General features: G+C 70.0%; 18 protein-coding genes. 14 read left to right on the plus strand and 4 right to left on the minus strand.

From position 1 onward, the window contains the following. Positions 1-2 precede the first annotated feature (2 nt). Entirely contained in the window at positions 3-893 is an 891-nt protein-coding gene (locus MRBLWH11_RS08555; protein WP_341947544.1) for an AraC family transcriptional regulator, read from the minus strand. 246 nt (positions 894-1,139) lie between these two features. Here MRBLWH11_RS08555 and MRBLWH11_RS08560 point away from each other — a divergent pair, with 246 nt between their 5' ends. From MRBLWH11_RS08560 to MRBLWH11_RS08590, 7 genes are all read left to right on the plus strand, one after another. Then, positions 1,140-2,177 (plus strand): substrate-binding domain-containing protein, encoded by a 1,038-nt coding sequence (locus tag MRBLWH11_RS08560; protein WP_116635465.1) that lies wholly within the window; start codon positions 1,140-1,142, stop codon positions 2,175-2,177. An 83-nt stretch (positions 2,178-2,260) separates the two neighbouring features. Next, positions 2,261-3,760 carry a sugar ABC transporter ATP-binding protein gene (locus MRBLWH11_RS08565; RefSeq protein ID WP_116635466.1) on the plus strand — a complete coding sequence of 500 codons (1,500 nt, stop codon included), beginning with the start codon at positions 2,261-2,263 and terminating at the stop codon, positions 3,758-3,760. After that, complete coding sequence (locus MRBLWH11_RS08570) at positions 3,757-4,794, plus strand: ABC transporter permease (RefSeq protein WP_341947545.1); 1,038 nt, start codon at positions 3,757-3,759, stop codon at positions 4,792-4,794. The genes MRBLWH11_RS08565 and MRBLWH11_RS08570 overlap by 4 nt, the downstream gene beginning before the upstream one ends. 53 nt (positions 4,795-4,847) lie before the next feature. Further along, positions 4,848-5,492, plus strand: a complete 645-nt coding sequence (locus MRBLWH11_RS08575; RefSeq protein WP_341947546.1) for a hypothetical protein — start codon at positions 4,848-4,850, stop codon at positions 5,490-5,492. A gap of 94 nt (positions 5,493-5,586) precedes the next feature. Beyond that, positions 5,587-5,919, plus strand: a complete 333-nt coding sequence (locus MRBLWH11_RS08580) for a YciI family protein (protein ID WP_116635469.1) — start codon at positions 5,587-5,589, stop codon at positions 5,917-5,919. Positions 5,920-5,923: 4 nt separating this feature from the next. Then, the gene (locus tag MRBLWH11_RS08585; protein WP_341947547.1) at positions 5,924-7,228 is read left to right on the plus strand and encodes a sigma-70 family RNA polymerase sigma factor; all 1,305 of its coding nucleotides are present in this window, start codon (positions 5,924-5,926) and stop codon (positions 7,226-7,228) included. Between the two features lie 320 nt (positions 7,229-7,548). Then, a complete protein-coding gene (locus MRBLWH11_RS08590) occupies positions 7,549-7,959 on the plus strand; it encodes a dehydrogenase (RefSeq protein WP_116635471.1) in 411 nt (136 codons plus the stop codon). Between the two features lie 219 nt (positions 7,960-8,178). Here MRBLWH11_RS08590 and radA read toward each other — a convergent pair whose 3' ends face one another. Continuing rightward, positions 8,179-9,543, minus strand: a complete 1,365-nt coding sequence (gene radA / locus MRBLWH11_RS08595; RefSeq protein ID WP_116635472.1) for a DNA repair protein RadA — start codon at positions 9,541-9,543, stop codon at positions 8,179-8,181. A 101-nt stretch (positions 9,544-9,644) separates the two neighbouring features. Here radA and MRBLWH11_RS08600 point away from each other — a divergent pair, with 101 nt between their 5' ends. Genes MRBLWH11_RS08600 through cydC form a run of 5 tightly spaced genes read left to right on the plus strand, consistent with a single transcriptional unit; the run spans position 9,645 to position 16,178 of the window. Continuing rightward, positions 9,645-10,334, plus strand: a complete 690-nt coding sequence (locus tag MRBLWH11_RS08600; protein WP_341947548.1) for a helix-turn-helix domain-containing protein — start codon at positions 9,645-9,647, stop codon at positions 10,332-10,334. Next, on the plus strand, positions 10,321-11,736 hold the full coding sequence (locus MRBLWH11_RS08605) for a cytochrome ubiquinol oxidase subunit I (protein ID WP_116635474.1): 1,416 nt from the start codon (positions 10,321-10,323) through the stop codon (positions 11,734-11,736). Before MRBLWH11_RS08600 ends, MRBLWH11_RS08605 begins: the two co-directional genes overlap by 14 nt. A gap of 14 nt (positions 11,737-11,750) precedes the next feature. Then, positions 11,751-12,779 carry a cytochrome d ubiquinol oxidase subunit II gene (gene cydB / locus MRBLWH11_RS08610; RefSeq protein ID WP_116635475.1) on the plus strand — a complete coding sequence of 343 codons (1,029 nt, stop codon included), beginning with the start codon at positions 11,751-11,753 and terminating at the stop codon, positions 12,777-12,779. Positions 12,780-12,834: 55 nt separating this feature from the next. Then, positions 12,835-14,514: a thiol reductant ABC exporter subunit CydD gene (gene cydD, locus MRBLWH11_RS08615; protein WP_341947549.1), complete on the plus strand. Its 1,680-nt coding sequence runs from the start codon at positions 12,835-12,837 to the stop codon at positions 14,512-14,514. Further along, positions 14,511-16,178, plus strand: a complete 1,668-nt coding sequence (gene cydC / locus MRBLWH11_RS08620; protein ID WP_341947550.1) for a thiol reductant ABC exporter subunit CydC — start codon at positions 14,511-14,513, stop codon at positions 16,176-16,178. The genes cydD and cydC overlap by 4 nt, the downstream gene beginning before the upstream one ends. Before the next feature lie 13 nt (positions 16,179-16,191). Here the strand turns inward: cydC and MRBLWH11_RS08625 are convergent, their stop codons facing one another. Both MRBLWH11_RS08625 and MRBLWH11_RS08630 read right to left on the minus strand, forming a co-directional pair. After that, entirely contained in the window at positions 16,192-16,968 is a 777-nt protein-coding gene (locus MRBLWH11_RS08625; protein WP_341947551.1) for a hypothetical protein, read from the minus strand. Positions 16,969-17,067: 99 nt separating this feature from the next. Continuing rightward, positions 17,068-17,829, minus strand: coding sequence for a DeoR/GlpR family DNA-binding transcription regulator (locus MRBLWH11_RS08630; RefSeq protein WP_341947552.1), 762 nt, complete (start codon positions 17,827-17,829; stop codon positions 17,068-17,070). A gap of 152 nt (positions 17,830-17,981) precedes the next feature. Between MRBLWH11_RS08630 and MRBLWH11_RS08635 the strand changes: the two genes are divergently transcribed. Next, positions 17,982-19,022, plus strand: a complete 1,041-nt coding sequence (locus MRBLWH11_RS08635) for an SIS domain-containing protein (protein WP_341947553.1) — start codon at positions 17,982-17,984, stop codon at positions 19,020-19,022. Positions 19,023-19,024: 2 nt separating this feature from the next. Next, a complete protein-coding gene (locus MRBLWH11_RS08640) occupies positions 19,025-20,545 on the plus strand; it encodes a GMC family oxidoreductase (protein WP_341947554.1) in 1,521 nt (506 codons plus the stop codon). Positions 20,546-20,584 lie beyond the last annotated feature (39 nt).

The following is a 20,584-nucleotide window of genomic DNA, read 5'->3' on the forward strand; positions in this document are numbered from 1 at the left end:
CGTCAGCCTTTGTGCTGCGCCCGATAGGCCGTCGGGTTGAGGCCGTGCAATCGCCGGAAGTGCCGGGAGAAGTACAGCGGATCCGCGTAGCCGACAGCTGTGGCGATCTCCCGGACCGAGAGCGAGGTCGTGTCGAGCAGATTCCTCGCGTGCGTCATCCGCAGCGAGGTGTGGAAAGCGGCGGGCCCGCTGCCGGTGGCCTGGCGGAACAGCGCGCTCAGGTGCGACGGCGACATCCCGACGAGAGCGGCGAGCTCGCTGACCTGGATGTTCCCGTCGACCCGCGTCTCGAGATAGCGCATGGCGCGCTCCAGAGCCGACCCCTCGCTCGGAAGGATGCTGTCGGCCGCGATCCGGGTGAGGAGGTTCCATGCGACCCCGGAGGCGATCAGCAGCTGCGGTGGGGAGAGCCGACGCTCCAGCAGCGTGACGAGCTCGTCGAACAGGGCGACGACGCGGTCCATCGAGCGGAGCCGGGTCACGGGACTCTGGCGCCCCAGGGTCTGGGCCGCGAGCTCGGCGGCGTCCGTCCCCCGGACATGCAGCCACCAGATCGTCCAGGGATCGTCTTCCGATGCCTCGTACGAGTGCGGCGTTCCCGCACTGATCGCGATCGAGGTGGCGGCTGTGAGCGGATGGACCTCGCCGGCGATCGTCACGGTGCCGCGCCCGGCGACGCAGAGCAGCAGGACCGTCTCGGCGCAGCCGCGCGGGCGGACCCGGCGGTGACCCCGCGCCGTGGGGAAGTAGCCGGCATCGGTGACGAGCAGGCGCCGGGTACCCGCGGCGCTCAGCGCAGCCTCGACCTGCGGGCGCGGAAGCACGCACAGGCGCTGGTGCTCGAACCCCTCCATCCGATAGTGCGGTTCGAGCGGGATAGGCGTCTCGTCCATGAGGCCTCGCAGAAATGTCGCGGTTGTCGGCGGCGATGCGTGCAGACCGATCCTGCCAGGCTAGCCGCTGGCCGGTGCACCCAGTCAAACGGATGATTCCCGTCCTCTTGCGCGGAGCCGGAGAAAAGTCCATATGTTCCGTGAGATCGTCCTCAAGCGACGCGGCGCGATCGATGTACGTTCGATCTGTTCCACACAGCATCCGGTCATCACGGCCGGTCATCGCACGAAGACGAAGGAGTCTCAATGTTCGCCACACGCAGCCGCCTCTGGGCGCGCACTGCCGCGGGCGGGGTCGCCGTTCTGGCTCTCGCCGCGCTCACCGCCTGCTCGTCCGGGATGGAGACGGCGGAGCCCGCCGCCGAGGGCGGGGGCACATCCGACGGTCCGCTCACGATCGCCCTGATCCAGAAGCAGGGAGACCAGCAGTACTTCATCGACGAGGCCGACGGCGCGAAGGAGGCTGCGAAGGCCGACGGCGACGTCACGATCAACGTCGTCGACGTCAGCACCGACTCGAACAAGGCGATCTCCGAGGTCGAGGCCGCCATCGCGCAGGGCGTCGACGGGATCATCATCGTCGTGCCCGACACGCAGATCGGCCCGCAGGTGATCCAGCTCGCGACCGACGCCGGCATCCCGATCATGGCGGCCGACGATCCGATCGTCGACGCCAAGGGCGCTGCCGCGGCCTTCACCGGCTTCGACGGCACGTCGATGGGTGAGAAGGTCGGCGCCGACGCCGCCCGTCTGTACCAGGAGGCGGGATGGGATGCCGCGGACACCCGCATCCTCTCTGCCTACAAGCAGGACCAGCCCAACTGCGTCGAGCGCGTCGACGGTGCGGTCGCCGCCTTCTCCGAGGCCGTCCCCGACGGCCCTGAGGTGATCGAGGTCGGCACCGACAATTCGGCCACCGATGCGCAGGACAAGGCCGGTGCCATCATCACGGCCAACGCCGGCGTGAAGCACTGGGTGGTCTGGGGCTGCAACGACGAGAACGAGACGGGTGTCGTCACGGCGCTGCAGAACTCGGGCGTCGCGCCCGCCGACATCATCGGCGTGGGTCTCGGCGCGTACCTGACCTGCAAGGACTGGAACGCCGGCCAGGAGACGGGCAACAAGTCCGCCCTGTTCATCTCGGGTGTCGAGGTCGGCAAGGCCGCCGTCACGTCGATGGTCGACCTGCTGCGCAACGGCACGGAGCTGCCGCCGAAGACCGTGGCCAACACCGAGATCGTCGACGCCTCCAACTGGGAGGAGAAGGGCGTCGTCTGCACCTGACGCCTTCCTCGGGGGCGGCCGCGCCGGCGGTCGTCCCCCTCGGGCCGGGTCCGGCCACCGCCACCAGATCAGAAGAGGAAAGCATGACGGAGCAGGCAGCCGCACTGCGGGCGCACGCGATCACGAAGTCGTTCGGTCCCGTCCACGCCTTGCGCGGCGTGGACCTCGAGCTCCGCGCCGGAGAGGTGACCGCCCTGATGGGCGAGAACGGCGCGGGGAAGTCCACGCTCCTCAAGATCCTCGGTGGCGACTACCGCCCTGATGGCGGCGAACTGCTGCTGGCGGGCGAGGCGATGGACTTCTCCGGCCCCGCGGATGCCCGTGACGCCGGGCTGCGGGTCATCGCCCAGGAACCGGAGATCGTGCCCTGGGTCTCCGTCGCGGAGAACATCTACATCGGCGCCCTGGGCTCTGTCGGGTTCCGTCGGAGCCAGCTCGAACGCACGGCGACCGAAGAACTCCGCCGCTGGGGCTTCGACCGCGTGATCGACGCCCGCACGCTCGGAGCCGACCTCTCTCCCGCGCAGCGGCAGATCGTCGAGATCATGCGAGCGGTGATCGCGCAGCCCCGGGTCATCTGCTTCGACGAGCCCACCTCCTCCCTCGGCGACGAGGAGGTCGCGCTGCTGTTCGCGCTGATCCGCCGGCTGAAGGCCGACGGGGTCGCCATCGGCTACGTGTCGCATCGGATGGGAGAGATCTTCCAGCTCGCCGATCGCATCACGGTCCTGCGCGACGGCGCCTACGTGGGCACGAAGGCCGTCGGCGAGACCGACCACGACGAACTCGTTCGCATGATGGTGGGCCGCGACCTCACCCAGTTCTTCCATCGCGAGCCCGCGGCCCTCGGCGACGTCGTCCTCGAGCTCGAGCACGTGTCGAACGACATCGTCCACGACATCTCCCTCACCGTGCGCGCGGGTGAGGTCGTCGGTGTCGCCGGCCTCGTCGGCGCCGGGCGGAGCGAGCTCATGAAGACGATCGCCGGCGACCTGCTGGTCACCGAGGGACAGATCAAGATGCACGGCGCCGCACGGCGGTTCCGCAGCCCCCAGGACAGCATCCAGGCCGGCATCGGCTTCGCGCCGGAGGAGCGGAAGGCTGAGGCGCTGCTCCTGGACCGCAGCGTCCGCGACAACACCGCCCTCGCGGTGCTGAAGTCGCTCTCCCGATGGATCTTCGTGAAGGATGCCGCGGAGTCGGCGCTCACGAAGAGCTACATCGACTCGCTGCGCATCCGCACACCGAGTCCCGAGCAGCTGGTCGGGCGTCTCTCCGGCGGCAACCAGCAGAAGGTGGTGCTCGCGCGGTGGCTCGCCACCAAGCCGAAGCTGCTGCTGCTGGACGAGCCGACGCGAGGCATCGACGTCGGAGCGAAGGCGGAGATCTACGCGATCATCGACCGCCTCGCGCACGAGGGCGTCGCGGTCATCGTCGTCTCCAGCGAACTTCCCGAGGTGCTCGGCGTCTCGGACCGCATCTATGTCATGGCCCACGGGCGCATCACGGGAGAGCTCCCGCGTGCCGAGGCAACCGAAGAGAGCATTCTCGCGCTCGCGATGGACGAGGAGGTCGCCGCATGAGCGACAACACTGTGAAGACGGCGCCGGCACCGGTCGGAGCGGCCGCACCGGCCAAGGGGGCATCGCCCGTCGCGCGGCTGATCAGCGGGGTCGGAGCGCAGAACATCTCGCTCATCATCGCGATCGTGCTGGTGGTCGCGGTGATCGGCTTCCAGAATCCGCTGTTCTTCAGCGTCGGCAACCTCAAGGTGATCGGCACGGCCATCGCCATCATGGGGCTCCTGGCCGTCGTGCAGACGATCGTCATCATCCTCGGCGCCCTCGACATCTCCGTCGGATCGATCGCCGGTCTCACGTCGGTGACATCGGCGATGCTGTTCACCGCCGCCGGCCCCGCCGTCGGCGTCGTCGGCGCGGTGGGCATCGGCATCCTCTGCGGTCTGGTCAACGGCTGCATCATCGTCTTCGGACGGGTCAATCCCGTGATCGCGACGCTGGCGACCCTCGCCGCCTTCAAGGGCGTCGCGCAGCTGATCTCGGACGGACGGGCGCAGGGCTACACCGGAGCGGACCCGTTCTTCGTCTTCCTCGCCCGCGGCGGCGTCGCCGGCATCCCGACCCTCATCCTGGTGCTGCTGATCGTGGCGCTGCTCGCGCACATCGTGCTGCGATACACGTCGTGGGGCCGCAACATCTACGCGGTCGGCGGCAACAACATCGCCTCCCGGCTCGCGGGCATCAACATCAACCGGTACATCATCGGCGTCTACATGGTCACCGGCGCGATCGCGGCGATCGCGGGAATCCTCATCACCGCCCGCACCGGCTCGGGGCAGCCGATCTCCGGCTCGGAGGGCCTGGAGCTGCAGGCCATCACCGCCGCTGCCCTGGGTGGCGCGGCGCTGAAGGGCGGCAAGGGGACGATCTCCGGAACCATCCTCGCCGTGATCCTGCTCGGCGTGCTCACCAACGGCATGACCATCCTCGGTGTGAACACGTTCTGGCAGAACGTCGCTCAGGGAGCGCTCCTCGTGATCGCGGTCGTGATCCAGCAGCTGCGGTCCGGCGAGCGTCGTATCGGTATTCCTGGGTGATCCACGGGTCGGTCGCACGGTCGATCCCCGGGCCGATCGCTTAGCCTGGAGACATGCCACGCCACTCCGCCGCCGTCTATCGTCGTCGGCGGCTCGTGCTCCTGATCGGCCTGATCCTCGCGGTCGCCGTGATCGGCGTCTCGACCTGGCTGCTGGTCGCGCGCCCGTGGGCCGGCGGCGAGGCCGGGCCCGCCCCGACCAGCTCGGCGACGACCACTCCCTCGACGACGCCGACCGACGGCACCGGCTCACCCGTGCCGTCGCCGTCGGCCGAGCAGACGCCGGCCATCGTCGCCTGCGCGGCGAAGGACATCGAGGTGACCGCGGTCACCGACTCGGACTCGTATCAGGCCGGCGTCACGCCGCAGCTCTCCATCTCGCTCACGAACAAGGGCTCGACGGACTGCACGATCGATGTGGGCTCCACCACCCAGGTCTTCACGGTCTCGAGCGGATCCGACGTCTGGTGGCGCTCGACCGACTGCCAGGAGAATCCGAGCAGCATGATCGCGACGCTCGCGGCGGGCACGACCGTCACCAGCAAGGATCCGGTGGTATGGGACCGCACGCGATCGAGCGTCGAGACCTGCGCCGACGAGAACCGGCAGCGCGCGCCGGGCGGAGGATCCTCGTACCACGTCGAGGTGTCGATCGGCGGGTTCACGAGCGCGAGCACCACGCAGATCCTGCTCTACTGATCCCCGAACGACCGGATTTCTTCTCCGATCTGTCCTCCAGGCCTCGCCGTCTTCGTCGTCATGACGAAGAATCGACCCGAGAAGGAGAGAGCACATGGAGTATCTGCTGTTCATCGTCAGCGACCCGGCCGCCCCGGAGTACATCCCGGAAGAGGACAACATCGAGGAGTGGGCGGCGGATGTCGAGCGCCGCAACGTCTCGCGCACCGGGAATCGGCTGCGACCGCCGTCCGATGCGACCACGGTGACGGTCCGCGACGGCCGGACCATCCTCACCGACGGCCCGTTCACCGAGACGAAGGAGTGGATCGCCGGCTTCGATCTGATCGACGTCGCCGACCTCGATGAGGCGATCGAGATCGCGGCGAAGCATCCGATGGCCCGGTTCGGGCGCGTCGAGGTGCGTCCGGTCTGGCCGATGGAGTGATCGCGTGAGCGAGCGGACGGCGACCGACGCGGTGCGCGAGGCGCTCGCCGCGACGGTCGCCGCCGAGCGTCTGCGGATCGTGGCGTCGCTCATCCGTCGCACCGGAGATTGGGAGCTCGCCGAGGATGCCGTGCAGGATGCGATGACCCGCGCCCTGACCGCCTGGCCGACGCGGGGGATCCCCGACAACCCGGCCGCCTGGCTCACCACAGCCGCCCGGAATGCGGCCGTCGACATGCTCCGACGCGCGGCGTCCGAACGCAGGACCGCGGGTCGTGCGGCCATCGAGGCGGCTGTCGACCGGGAGGATCAGGCGCTCGGCTCCGCGCCGGATGTCGACGCTCTCGGGGTGGTCGACGACGATCGGCTGCGACTGATCTTCACGTGCTGCCACCCCGCGCTGCCCATGGAGGCGCGCGTCGCGCTGACCCTGCGCACCGTCGCCGGGCTCGAGGTCGGCGAGATCGCGCGGGCGTTCCTCGTGTCGGAGGCGACGATGCAGAAGCGGCTGGTGCGGGCGCGCGCCCGGATCCGCGACGCCGGGATCCCGTACCGGGTCCCGTCTGCCGAGGCGCTGCCCGAGCGCGGGCAGGGCGTGCTCGCCGTCCTGTACCTGCTCTTCACCGAGGGGTACGCGGGCGGATCCGCGCTCGTGCGGGTGCCCGTGGCCGAGGAGGCGATCCGGCTCGCGCGGCTGCTCTCGACTCTCCTCGTGGACGCGCCGCCGCAGCCGGAGGTGCTCGCCCTGCTGGCACTGATGCTGTTCCAGCACTCGCGCGCGGCGACACGTCTCGACGAGAAGGGCGACCTGGTCCTGCTGGAGGACCAGGATCGCGCGCGGTGGGACGCCGCGATGATCGGCGAGGGCGTGGCCGCGCTGGCAGCGTCGGAGTCCGCACGCCGACGCATCGACGGCGTGGCCGGGCCGTACCGGCTGCAGGCCGAGATCGCCCGGCATCACGCGACCGCCCCGTCGGCCGAATCGACCGACTTCGCGCGCGTGGCCGAGCTGTACGCCAGGCTCGCGCGCGTGGCGCCCTCGCCGGTCGTAGAGCTGAATCGGGCTGTCGCCGTCGGTCTCGCGGAGGGGCCGCTCGCCGGGATGGCCCTGCTCGACGAACTCGACGACGCGCGTCTCGACGGCTATCACCTGCTGCCGGCCGCCCGTGCCGACCTGCTGCGTCGCGCCGGATGCGCCGCTGAGGCACTTCCGCACTACGAGCGCGCGCTCGAGCTCGCGCCGTCCGATCCCGAGCGCCGCTTCCTCGTGCGGCGGATCGCCGAGGTTCGAAGCGATTCCCGCCCGTGAACTTCGAAATTGCTCGTCGATCCGGGTGGCGCATTCGGAATACCTCGACGTCAGAGGTTTTCTACACGGAGTGCAGACACGGGCTCGTCTCTGGGATACCATTAGGTGACTCTCCGCACCAGCGGCACATGCCATCCCCAGTGGCGTCGAACTACAGCGTCCCCAGCGCTTCGACATCGCCGCTTCGAGAGTCCGAGGGCCCTCTCGAGTACCCCAGTCCCCAATGTGGGACTCGAGAGGGCCCCAATCGTCTCCGCGGTCGGTCTCGGCCGGCGTCGGATGCCGCGCTCTGCGCCGTCGACCGCGAATAGGCTGGGTGCATGGCAGCGAAGAAGGCGAAGGCCTCGAAGAACAAGCCCGCACCGGAGGACTTCCGATCCGATGCGCTGGCCCAGGCCCTCGAGAAGCAGGACGTCGCCGCGGTCGCCCTGGCCCTCCGCCACGGAACCACCATCGTCCCTCTGATCAAGCCGGGCGCGAGGGACAACCCGCTCGACAGCGGCGAGGTCTGGACGTACCGCGACCCGAAGACCGGCGACCTGGCTCTGCTGCTGTTCAGCGACGCGAAGAACAAGCCGGCCAACCTGCCGCCGGGCGTGGGCATCTACACCGCGGACTGGCTGCGGAAGTTCCTCGCCGCGCACCCCATCACCACGGTGTTCCTCGACATCGCCGGGCCCCACCCCATGCAGGCCGACCCGGTCGAGCTGCTCAAGGCGCTCGACGCGTAGCTCCTCGGCTGAGGGTGGCTGAGCCTGTCGAGGCCTCGTGAGGGGGCCCTTCGACAAGCTCAGGGACCGAGGGCGCGCGAGCTCAGGGTTACTGGCGCGCGAGGTCAGGGTTACTGGGTGGCTGAGCCTGTCGAAGCCTCGTGAGGGGGCCCTTCGACAAGCTCAGGGACCCAGGGCGCGCGAGGTCAGGGGTCCCGGGAGCTCAGGGTCCCGGGTGCGTCAGAACGGCGGGATGTCGCGCTGGTCGCGCGGAGAGCGATCGCGCGCCTTGATGTCTTTCAGCGCGCCGACCAGGGTCTTCGAGCGATCGTCGACCACCTGCTCGTAGCCGAGTCGCGCAGCCTCGGAGCGGCGCTGGGCGGCCTGCGTGACGGGGCGGATCTCGCCCGCGAGGCTCAACTCGCCGACGGCGGCGACCGTGCGCGGCACCGACGTGCGCTGCACGGACCCGGCGACCGCGACGGCGATGGCGAGATCGGCGGCGGGCTCGGTGAACCGCACGCCGCCGACGGTCGACACGTACACGTCGAGGTCGCTCGTCTTGATGTTCGCGCGCCGCTCGAGGATCGCGAGCACCATCGCCACACGCGAGGAGTCGACGCCGTGCACGATGCGCCGCGGATTCGGCGCGTTCGACGGCACCGTCAGCGCCTGCACCTCGACGGGGAGCGCTCGACGCCCTTCGAGCGAGATCGCGACGCACGTGCCCTCGGCCGTCGACTGCGACAGGAACAGCCCGGACGGATCGGGCACCTCGGCGATGCCGGCACCGGTCATCTCGAAGCAGCCGACCTCGTCGGTCGGGCCGAAGCGGTTCTTGAGTGCGCGGATGAAGCGGAGCGCGGTCTGCCGGTCGCCCTCGAAGTGGCAGACGACGTCGACCAGGTGCTCGAGCACCCGGGGGCCGGCGACCTGGCCGTCTTTCGTGACGTGGCCGACGATGATGATCGGCAGGTCGCGGTCCTTCGCGACCCGGATGAGCGTGGAGGCGACCTCGCGCACCTGGCTCGGCTGGCCGGCCGCACCGTCGGTCAGCGACGACGAGACCGTCTGCACCGAATCGACGATCACGAGCTCGGGCTTGACCTCGTCGATGTGGCCGAGGATCGTCGCGAGGTCGGTCTCGCTCGCGAGGTAGAGCTCGTCGTGCAGGGCGCCGGTGCGCTCGGCGCGCAGTCGCACCTGGCCCGGCGACTCCTCGGCGCTCGCGTAGAGCACGCGGCGTCCTGACCGCGCGGCCTGCGCCGCCACCTCGAGCAGCAGCGTGGACTTGCCGACGCCCGGCTCTCCGCTGAGCAGGATCGCGGCACCCGGGACGATGCCGCCCCCGAGCACGCGGTCGAATTCGCCGACGCCGCTCGTGCGACGAGGAGCATCCTGCGTGGTGATCTGCGTGATAGGTCGCGCGGTGCGCTCTGCCGTCGGCGCGAGCGCGGTCACCCGGCGCAGGATGCCGGTGGGCGCGGCCTGCTCCTGCACGGTGCCCCACTGCTGGCACTCGCCGCAGCGGCCCACCCACTTCGCGGTCGTCCACCCGCATTCCGTGCAGACGTACGCCGGGGGAGCGGGTTTTCGGGTGGCCATGCAGCCAGGCTATCGCCGGCATCCGACATCCCTATCGGAACCGGGCATTATTCACGGCCGAACCACTCGATCGGGACGGACGCCGCTGGGATGATGGAGGCATGCGCAACGGCGGGCCCGTCTGCGGGCCGATCTCGACCTACTCGCGGGTGCAGCTCCTGCACCTGCTCTTCGAGGCCGGTCGCGCGCACGGACCGGCCGAGCTCACGATCGGCGAGCTGTGCGAAGCCACCGGGCTCCACGCCAACACGGTGCGCGAGCACCTGCAGCGTCTCATCGAAGGCGGGTACGTGATCCCGACGATCGAGCACCGGACCGTCCGCGGTCGTCCGCGCACGCTCTACCGGGCCGCGACCGGAGCGCCGGGCGCGTCCAGCCCGGTCGCCCGCGACAAGGCGCAGGCCGCCGCGCGCCGCGGAGATCTGATGCGACGGATGCTGCCCGCCCCGGCATCCGATCTGGGCAGGGAGGCCACCTACCAGCTCGACGCGCTCGTCGAGCACCTGGAGGAGAGCGGCTTCGAGCCCGTGGTCGACGACGTACGGCTCACGGTCGACCTCAGCCCGTGCCCGCACGCGACCGGCCGTCCCGAGGCCCGCCCGATGCTCTGCCAGGTGCACCTGGGGCTGATGCAGGGCGTGCTCAACGAAGCAGGCGGACCGCTGGTCGCCGACTGCGTGCGCGCGGCCGACGGACCGACGGACTGCACGGTGCAGTTGACCGAAAGAGTGCCGCCGACCGACAGAGCGCCGCTGACCGACACGACAGGAGTCGCGCATGGAATGGCTTGATCCGCTCGTCCTCTCCCGATGGCAGTTCGGGCTGACGACCGTCTACCACTACCTGTTCGTCCCCCTCACGATCGGCATGGCGCTGGTCGCCGCGATCTTCCAGACCGTGTGGGTGCGCACCGGCAAGGTCCAGTACCTGCACCTGACCCGCTTCTTCGGCAAGATCTTCCTGATCAACTTCGCGATGGGCGTCGTCACCGGCATCGTGCAGGAGTTCCAGTTCGGCATGAACTGGTCGGACTACTCCCGCTTCGTCGGCGACGTGTTCGGAGCTCCGCTCGCCTTCGAGGGCCTGCTCGCCTTCTTCTTCGAGGCCACCTTCATCGGCCTGTGGATCTTCGGATGGGACAAGCTCCCGCAGAAGCTGCACCTCGCCACCATCTGGTGCGTGTCGATCGGCAGCATCCTCTCCGCGTACTTCATCATCGCCGCCAACGCTTTCATGCAGAACCCGGTCGGCTACGTCTTCAACCCCGAGACGAACCGCGCAGAGCTGACCGACTTCTGGGCGCTGCTCACGAACCCCGTCGCGCTCGCGGCCTTCCCGCACACGATCTTCGGTGCGCTCATGTTCGCCGCCGGCGTCGTGATCTCGGTCTCGGCCTGGCACCTCGCCCGCGGCCAGCATTTCGACACCATGCGCATCTCGCTGAAGTTCGGGCTGTGGGCGATGATCTTCTCGACCGCGGGCGTCGTGCTCACGGGCGACCAGCTCGGACTCGCGATGTACGCGGCGCAGCCGATGAAGATGGCGGCGGCCGAGGCGACCTTCAACACGGTCTGCGGCTACGACGCCTCGTTCAGCCTGTTCACGCTCGGCACGCCGGACGGGAGCTCCGAGCTGTTCTCGATCCGCGTGCCGTACCTGCTCTCCCTGCTGTCGACCCACTCGTTCGACGAATGCGTGCACGGCATCAACGACCTGAACGCCGAGTACTCCCAGACCTTCGCCGACACCGGGCTGACCGAGTTCGCCCCCATCCTGTGGGTCACGTACTGGGCGTTCCGCTGGATGATCGGCCTGGGCATGGCCGCCGGTCTCGTCGCCGTCATCGGCCTGTGGCTCACCCGCAAGAGCGCGAAGAAGCCTCCGACGCAGTGGATGTGGAAGCTCGCGATCTGGTCGTTCCCGCTCGCTCTCGCCGCCAACATCATGGGCTGGGTCTTCACCGAGATGGGCCGGCAGCCCTGGATCGTGTTCGGTCTGATGACCACGCAGGACGGCGTCTCGCCGGGCGTCAGCGGCGTCGAGGTGCTGATCTCGCTCATCGCCTTCACCGCGATCTACGCCGCCCTCGCCGTGGTCGAGATCCGCCTCATCATCCGGGCCGCGCAGAAGGGGCCTGACACCGAAGAGCAACCCCACGACGAGACGGCCCAGCTGCCGTCGGTCGTCTACTGAGAGGAAGGAGCATCATGGATCTCGCAACGCTCTGGTTCTTCATCGTCGCCTTCCTCTTCGTCGGCTACTTCGTGCTCGACGGCTTCGACTTCGGCGTCGGGATGTCGCTGCCCTTCCTCGGGCGGAACGACGTGTCGCGCCGACAGGTCATCAACACGATCGGCCCGATCTGGGACCTCAACGAGACCTGGGTCATCGTCGCCGGCGCCTGCCTGTTCGCGTCGTTCCCGGAGTGGTACGCGACCCTGTTCAGCGGCTTCTATCTGCCGCTGCTGCTGATCCTGCTCGCGCTCATCCTGCGCGGGGTCTCGTTCGAGTACCGGCACCAGCGCGAGAGCGCGGCGTGGAAGCGCGGCTTCGACCGGATGATCGTGATCGGCTCGGCCGTGCCCGCCTTCCTCTGGGGCGTCGCCTTCGGCAACATCGTGCAGGGAGTCGCGATCGACGCGGACCACATCTACGTCGGCGGGTTCTTCGCCCTGCTCAACCCGTACTCCCTGCTCGTGGGCCTCACGACGCTGCTGGTGTTCTTCCTGCACGGCGTGCTGTTCGTGGCGCTGAAGACCGACGGACAGGTGCACGACGACGCGCGGCGCCTGGCGAAGATCGCGGCCGTGCCGACGATCCTCGTGGCAGCAGGCACCGTGCTCTGGACGATCGGGATCGCCGCGGGACGCGAGGCGCCGCTGCTCTGGCTGGTCGTCGTCGCGGGCGCGCTCGCCGCGGTCTCGCTGATCGCCGCTGTGTTGTTCTCGCTGCGCGGGCGCGACGGCCGGGCCTTCACCGCGGGAGCTGCGACCGTGCTGTTCGCCGTCGTCATGCTGTTCTTCGCCCTCTTCCCGTTCGTCATGCCCTCGACGATCGACCCCGCGTACAGCCTGACGATCGCCAACGCCTCGAGCACGCCGTATACGCTGCAGATCATGAGCTGGACCGCGCTGATCGCCCTTCCCCTGGTCATCGCGTACCAGACCTGGACGTACTGGATCTTCCGCAAGCGCGTCACGCGCTCGTCGATCGAGGCGGCTCCGGCACACGCATGAGCAAGTCCTCCGTGCGGGGCGTTTCGTCTCGCTTCGCTCGCTCAACGACCGAGCCATGAAACCCGTCGATCCGCGACTGCTGCGGTACGCGGGTGCCGCGAGGGGGTTCCTCGCGGCATCCGCGCTGATCGGCGTGGTGCAGACGGCCGTGACGGTCGCGTTCGCGTGGCTGCTGACGGATGCCGTCACCGGCGCGCTCGCGGGGCGGGATGTCTCGTCGTCGCTGTTCTGGCTGCTCGCGGCCGCGCTGCTGCGCGGCATCCTCATCGCCGCGTCGGATGCCGCCGGGACGCGCGCCGCCGCGAAGACGGGGATGCAGTTGCGGTCGGCGCTCATCGCGGCGGTCGGCCGGCTCGGACCGGGGTGGCTGGCGCAGCGGAACCAGACAGCACTGGCGGTGACCGCGGGGCACGGGCTGGAAGCCCTCGACGCATACTTCGCCCGGTACATCCCGCAGCTGGTGCTCACGGTGATCGCGACGCCCGTGATCGTCGCGGTGATGTGGTGGCAGGACTGGCCGAGCGGGCTGACAGCGATCATCACCCTTCCGCTGATCCCGCTGTTCCTGATCCTCATCGGCATCGCGACGCGCACCGTGCAGAAGAAGCAGTGGCAGACGCTGCAGCGGCTCGCGGCGCGGTTCGCCGACACGGTGCAGGGCCTCTCGACGCTGCGGCTGTTCGGACGCGACCGGCGTGCGGCCGACCGCATCGAGGTCACCGCCGACGAGTACCGGCGCGAGACGATGAAGGTGCTGCGGTTCTCGTTCCTCTCGGGCTTCGCGATGGAGCTGCTCGCCTCGCTCGCGGTGGCGCTGATCGCAGTGGCCGTCGGGTTCCGGCTGCTGTCCGGTGACCTCTCGCTCGAGGTCGGGCTGTTCGTGCTGCTGCTCGCGCCCGAGGCGTTCCTGCCGATCCGCCAGGTCGGGGTGCAGTTCCACGCCGCGGCCGAGGGGGTGGCGGCGACGGAAGACGTGTTCGACGTGCTCGACCAGGCCGGGGCGCGGACCCGGGACCGCGTCACTTTGCAGGTCCAGATCACGGATGCAGGTCGAAACGCCGCGGATGCTGCCTGCATCCGTGAATTCGACCTGCAAACCGCCGGCGGGGTCCCTCCGGCGGCTGAGGCTCTCGTGGTCTCCGACCTCCGCGTCCGTGACCTGCCGCCGGTCTCCTTCACGGCCGAACCGGGCACCATCACTCTGATCGAAGGGCCCAGTGGCGCGGGAAAGTCGAGCCTGCTCGCGGCCCTGCGGGGTGCGGCGGAGTACGAGGGCAGCGCCGGTTTCGCGGGGAGGGATGTGCGCGACCTCTCACCCGCTGTATGGCTGGCCTGGGCCGGGCAGAAGCCGGGTCTGCTGCAGGGGACCGTCGCCGAGAACGTGGCTCTCGGCGACCCGGAGCCCGATGCCGGCGGCATCCGCTCTGCGCTGGACGCCGCCTGCGCGGACGCGCTCGATGCGGAGCGGATGCTCGGCGTGCAGGGCAGCGGGCTGTCGGGCGGACAGGCGCAGCGCGTCGCCGTCGCCCGCGCGCTGTACCGGCATGCAGCGGATCCCACCCGGGTGCTCGCGCTCGACGAACCCTCGAGCGCGCTCGACCCCGACACGGAGGAGCGGCTGTGGCGGTCTCTCCGGGACCGGGCGGATGCCGGGGCGACGATCCTGCTCGTCTCGCACCGCCGATCGGCGCGGGACATCGCCGATCAGGTCGTCGCCCTGGGGGTGAGCGCATGACCTCTCTCACGCGCGCCGAGCGTGTGCGCGGCATCCTCCGTCTCGCGCAGCCGCCGATCGGACGGTTCCTCCCGGGCCTGATCTGGGGTGTGCTCTCGGCGGGCGCCGCCGTCAGCCTGCTGGCGGTGAGCGGCTGGCTCATCGTGAGCGCGTCGATCGTCGACTCGCTCGTGCCGCTGTCGATCGCCGTGGTCGGGGTGCGGTTCTTCGCCGTGTCCCGCGCCGTGACCCGGTACCTCGAGCGGCTGAGCGGGCACGACGCCGCCCTGCGGCAGCTCGCGACCACGCGCGCCGACATGGTGCGCCGGCTCATCCCGCTGTCGCCGGCGGGGCTCGGATCGACCGACCGCGGACGGGTGCTCGCGGCCCTCGTCGACGACGTGGAGAACCTGCAGAACCTGCCGCTCCGCGTGGTGCAGCCGCTCGCGGTCGCAGGCCTCGTCGCGGTCGGGGCCGTCGGCTTCCTCGCGTTCGTCTCCCCGCCGGCCGCGCTGACCCTTGCCGCCTGCCTGATGGTCGCCGCTGCCGCATCGGTCGGCCTGGGCTGGGTTTTCGGCTCGCGTGCCGAGGCGCTCGTGTCCGCCCGACGGGCCGACCTCTCCGCCGCGCTCGTCGACTACTTCGGCAGCCTCGATGTGCTCCTGGCCTACGGGGCCGAGGAGCAGGCACGTGCGCGGATCGCCGAGGCGGACGCCGCCCTCCGCCGGCTGGTCGCCCGCGCCTCGCTCGCGCAGGCGATCGCTGCCGGGGTGGTGTCGGCCGTCGCCGGCGCGGCGTCGGTGTGGGCGCTCGCCGCAGCTGCCCCCGGTCTCGCGAGCGGAGTCATCGACGGGCCGTGGCTGGCGGTCGCGGTGCTGGTGCCGATGGTCGTGTTCGAGATCTTCGGAGCGGTGCCGATCGCCGCGGCATCCTGGCGGAGCGTGCGGTCGAGCGCTGAACGCATCGTCGACGTGCTCCCGGAGCGGATGCCGGATGAGTTGCGGGCGGACGACGGCGACGATGCCGAGGTCGTCGAGGCTCCGACGCTGCGGCTGCGGGGCGTGCGCGCGAACTGGCCGGGTGGCGCGGCGGCGCTGCGTGGCGTCGACCTCGACCTGCGGCCTGGCGAGCGCGTGCTGGTCGCGGGCCCGAGCGGAGCGGGAAAGAGCTCTCTCGCCGCGGTGCTCGTGGGTTTCCTCCGCGCCGAGGGCGAGTACCTGATCGATGATCGGGATGCCGCGGCGATGTCGGGTCCGGCGCTGCGCCGGACCATCGGCCTGTGTGAGCAGAGTCCGCAGCTGTTCGACGAGGACATCCGCCAGAACCTCCTGTTCGCGCGCGACACCGCGACCGACGAGGAGCTGCTCGACGTGCTGGAACGGGTCGGCCTGGGGGAGTGGATGCAGGAGCGCGGCGGTCTCGACGCCAGAGTCGGCGACCGCGGCGCTCTCGTGTCGGGCGGGCAGGCCCAGCGCATCGCTCTCGCGCGGGCGCTGCTCCGCGGCTTCCCGGTGCTCGTGCTCGACGAGCCGACAGCGGGCGTCGATCCGGATGCCTCCGACGCTCTGCTGCGCGACCTGCTGGGTGCGGCGGGCGAGCAGTCCGTGCTGCTGATCTCGCACGTCGCGCCGCCGGCGGGGACGGTCGATCGCGTCATCCGGCTCGAGGGCGGCCGGACGATCTGAGACCTCGAATCGCTCAGCGGTGCAGCGGCGTCGGAGGCTCCATCACGATGCCCTGCGCCTCGAAGGCCTTGCGGCGTTCCTCGATGCGGCGGTGCAGCTCGACCTGGGCGTCGTCGACGAACTGCGGGTCGAGCTCGACGGTCGCGGGGCGCGGGTCGCCGTGGTGCGCCGCGATGTACGCGTCGAGCTCGGGGCCGCTCGTCCATGAGGTGATCAGCGCGTAGCGCGGTGCGGTTCCGCGATGCCAGACCGCGTGCCAGAACCGCTGCGTGTCGACGATGATGCGCGAACCGGCTCGCAGGGGCAGCCGCACCTCGGTGGCCGGATCGAACCGGTCGGAGCGGAGGATCAGCATCGATTCCGTGTCGTCGGTGAGGTTGAAGAACCCGCGCACGACCCAGCCGGTTCCGTCGTCGTTGAGGCGGTTGTTGTCGTCCTGGTGCAGGTTGTAGATCGCGTCGGCGTACTCGTTGGGCTGCAATTCGATCACCCGGCACCGCCCGATGCCGGCCCCCGGCTCGAGCGCCCGCTGCTGCAGCGTCGGCGCCGTCGCGACCTGGGATGCGATCCAGACGCCGTCCTTGTCGGTGCGGGGCGGCGTGTGGTTCCAGAAGCCGTTGCAGTCGACGTCGCCGGCGTAGCTGGTGAGCGGAGCGAAGCGCGTGATGCCCGAGGAGCGCCAGCGCACGTACTCGAGATCGCGCCACTCGGCGGAGTCGATGTCGGCGGGGTGATCGTCGAGGACGACGTAGCCGGTCTCGGCCAACGCGTCGGACGTGATGAAGCCCATCGGTCGCATCCTTCCCTCGGGGTGCTTAGGACATCCTAACTCGGGAGGGGCCCTGGCGTCGGAGGGTGCGCCGGGGAAAACCGGCGGGGGATCCCGTTCTCAGGCGATCACGACATCGCGCGCTGCGGCGGTGAGAGTCGCGAGGTCGGCAGGCGGCAGCTCTGAGGTGACGACGACGTCCGGCGCATCGATCGCGCAGAGCGAGACGAAGCAGGTCGTCCCGAACTTGCTGGCGTCGATCGCCGCGATCGTCCGCTGCGACGACGCCCTGGCGGTGCGTTTCACGGCGGCGTCCTCGACGTTCCACTCCGAGAAGCCGTGGTCGAGCGAGAACCCGCTGGCTGTCATCACGTAGAGGTCGAACCGGTGCGCCAGCAGGTATTCCACGCTCTCCGAGCCGCTGATGCTGAGCTCGCCCGCGCGTACCACGCCCGGCGGCATCAGCAACCTCACGGACGTGGAGGAGGCGAACTCCCACGCGACGCGGAGCGAGAGCGGGCACACGGTCACCTGCCGATCCGTCAGGGCCTGCGCGATGGCGATGCCGGTCGTGCCGCCGTCGAGCACGATCGTGGTCCCGTCGTCGATCAGGCTCGCCACCCGTGCGGCGATCGCCTTCTTGTCGGCGGCGTGCGTCTGCTCGCGCACCGCGATCGGGGGCTCGTAGCTGCTGCCGATCGCAAGCTGGGCGCCCCCGTGGTAGCGCTTGACCGCCCCCGCGTTCTCCAGCGCCTCGAGGTCGCGCCGGATCGTGATCTCCGTGACGCCGATGCGCGAGCCGAGATCCGCGACCGAGAGGGAACCCGTCTCCTTGAGCATCGCGATGATCTCCTGATGGCGGAGGTCCTTTGCGTTCACCATGCCCCCATTCTCGTCCACGGACGTCTCGAAAAGTTCGAACGAAAGTTGTGTGCCCCTCTTGACGATCGAAACGATCACAACTTATGATCATTCAAACATTACAAGTGTTTGAACGCGAGACGTTCACACAGTTCGAGCGAAAAGAGTTCCCCATGGCGGATCGCACGCCCTTCGAAGACGACATCCAGGAACAGCCCGAGGCGCTGCGTCGTCTTGCCGCCTCCGCGGCGCTGCCGGCCCAGGTGCTCGGTGCCGTCGAGCGCCCCGAGCAGCGCATCGTCCTCACGGGCATGGGATCGTCCCACTTCGCCGGCATCCCCACGTGGCGTCGGCTCGTCGCCGCCGGTCGCCCGGCGTGGAACGTCGACGCCGGGCAGCTGCTCGATGCTCCCGGCCTCCTCGGCGTCGGAACCACCCTCGTCGCCACCTCGCAGTCGGGCGCCAGCGGCGAGGTCGCCGAGCTGCTCGATCGTCGGGCCTCGGGTGCCGTGAGCTTCGATCAGGCGATCGGGATCGCGGACGCCGCCGACAGCGTGCTCGCGCAGAGCTCCGACACCTTCCTCCCGCTGCACAGCGGACCAGAGGCCACCGTGAGCACCAAGAGCTACCTGAACACCCTCGGCGTGCACCGCCTGTTCTCGGCGGCAGCGCTCGGCGAGGATCAGCTCGCCGTGCGCGCGGAGCTGCTCCTTGCCGCCGAGCTCGTCGCCGCGGCGATCTCCCGCGTCGACACGGCCGAGCTGGCGGCATCCGTCGCCGGTCACCCCCGACGTCGTCTCGCCTTCGTCGGCTGGGGCGACCACGCGGCCACGGCCCTCTACTCCGCGCTGATCACGAAGGAATCATCCAAGGTCGCCGCCGAGGGATACATCGGCGGGCAGTTCCGCCACGGGCCGTTCGAGCTCGCCGGCGATGGGCTTACCGTCGTGCTGTTCGGCTCGAGCGCCGCCGAGCCGGACGCGAGCCTGCGCCGACTCGCGGAAGACCTCGTGGCGAGCGGGTCGCGCGTCGTCTTGGTCGGCGACGACTCCGTTCCGGGCGCCGTGACCATCGAGGTCGAGCGCGGCGACGGGCTCACGGCCCTCATGGTCGACTCGGTCGTCGTGCAGCTCCTCGCGGTGGATCTGGCCAGGGCCAACGGCGTCGTCCCGGGAGAGTTCCTGTTCGGCAGCAAGATCACGACGGTGGTGTGACGATGGCTTCCCGCATCCTCCCCACGACCGTCGACACCCTCGTGATCGGCGGAGGCACCGGCGGCACGGCGTTCACCGGAGTTCTCGCCCAGCACTCCGATGAGTCGATCCTCCTCGTCGAGGCAGGGCCGGACTACGGCGCCTTCGCCGATGAGCGGTGGCCCGCCGACATGCTGGACGCACTGATCATCCCGCTGTCCCACGACTACGACCTCCACACCGCATCGACCGACGGTCGACCGGCCATCGACCTGCCGCGCGCCCGCATCCTCGGCGGCTGCTCCGCCCACAACGGATGCACCGCTTCGATCGGAGCCGCGTTCGAGTACGACGAGTGGGCTCGGCTCGCCGATGACACGCGCTGGAGCGCCGATGAGGTCGTGCCGCTGCTCGAGTGGGTGCGCGATCGCTTCCGGGTGAGCCACACCACGATGGAGGAGCTGACCCCTCCACAGCGGGCGTTCGTCGAGGCGGGCATCGCCGCGGGGCTCCCGCTCGACTACGACCTCGACGACATCGCCGCGGGCGAGGGGATCGGCCCGATGCCGGTCAACATCGTCGACGGCGTCCGGTGGAACGGCGCCTTCGCCTTCCTCGACGCGGTGAGGTCGCGCCCCCGCCTGCAGATCGCGGATGGCGTGCAGGCCGAGCAGATCGTGGTCGAGGACGGCGCGGTCACCGGTGCGTGGCTCGTCGTCGACGGAGAGCGGATGCTGGTCACCGCGAAGCGCGTCGTGCTCGCCGCCGGCGCGTACCATTCGCCGGCGCTGCTCCTCCGCTCCGGGATCGGGCCGCGCGAGGAGCTCGCCGACCTCGGCATCGAGACCGTCGTCGACCTCCCCGGCGTCGGCAAGCACCTGCTGGACCACTCGTGCGTGCAGCTGAACTTCGCCGGACGCGAGGGGCTCGTCGACGAACTGCGCGCGCTGCCGTTCCACCCGGACGAGCAGACCGTCGGTCGCTTCCGGTCGAGCGTCTGCGATGACGGCCCCTACGACATCCACGTCTTCATGGTCGCCGGCGAGAACAGCGGCCACCCTGGTCTGCCGCCCATCTCGCTGTACGGAGGAGCGATGCGCGCCAGATCCGAGGGCGTGGTCACCCTCGGGGCCGACCTCGACGTCGTCAACCCGGTCATCGACCACCGCTACGGCACCGATCCCGACGGCTACGACCGGAAGGTGCTCGCCGAGGCGCGCGACCTGCTGCGCGCGATGGCGGAGCACGAGGGGCTCGCCGATGTGCTGGGCGAGGAAGTGACCGACGGCACCGATCCGCTCGACCGCATCGTCAACTACTGCCACCCGGCAGGCAGCTGCAAGATGGGCGCGGCATCCGACCCTCAGGCCGTCGTCGACGGCGCGGGTCAGGTGCACGGCGTCTCGGGGCTCCTCGTCGCCGACGCCTCGGTCATGCCGACGATCACGCGCGGCAACATCAACCTCCCCACCGCGATGATCGGCGCCCGCGTCGCTGCCGCGGCACTGGGCATCTCCCCGGCTGCCGTCGCGCACGCTGACTGATCCACTCCGCACCGACCCGACCCGACCCGACCCGACCCG

It is taken from the genome of Microbacterium sp. LWH11-1.2 (assembly GCF_038397745.1).
GTDB lineage: Bacteria > Actinomycetota > Actinomycetes > Actinomycetales > Microbacteriaceae > Microbacterium.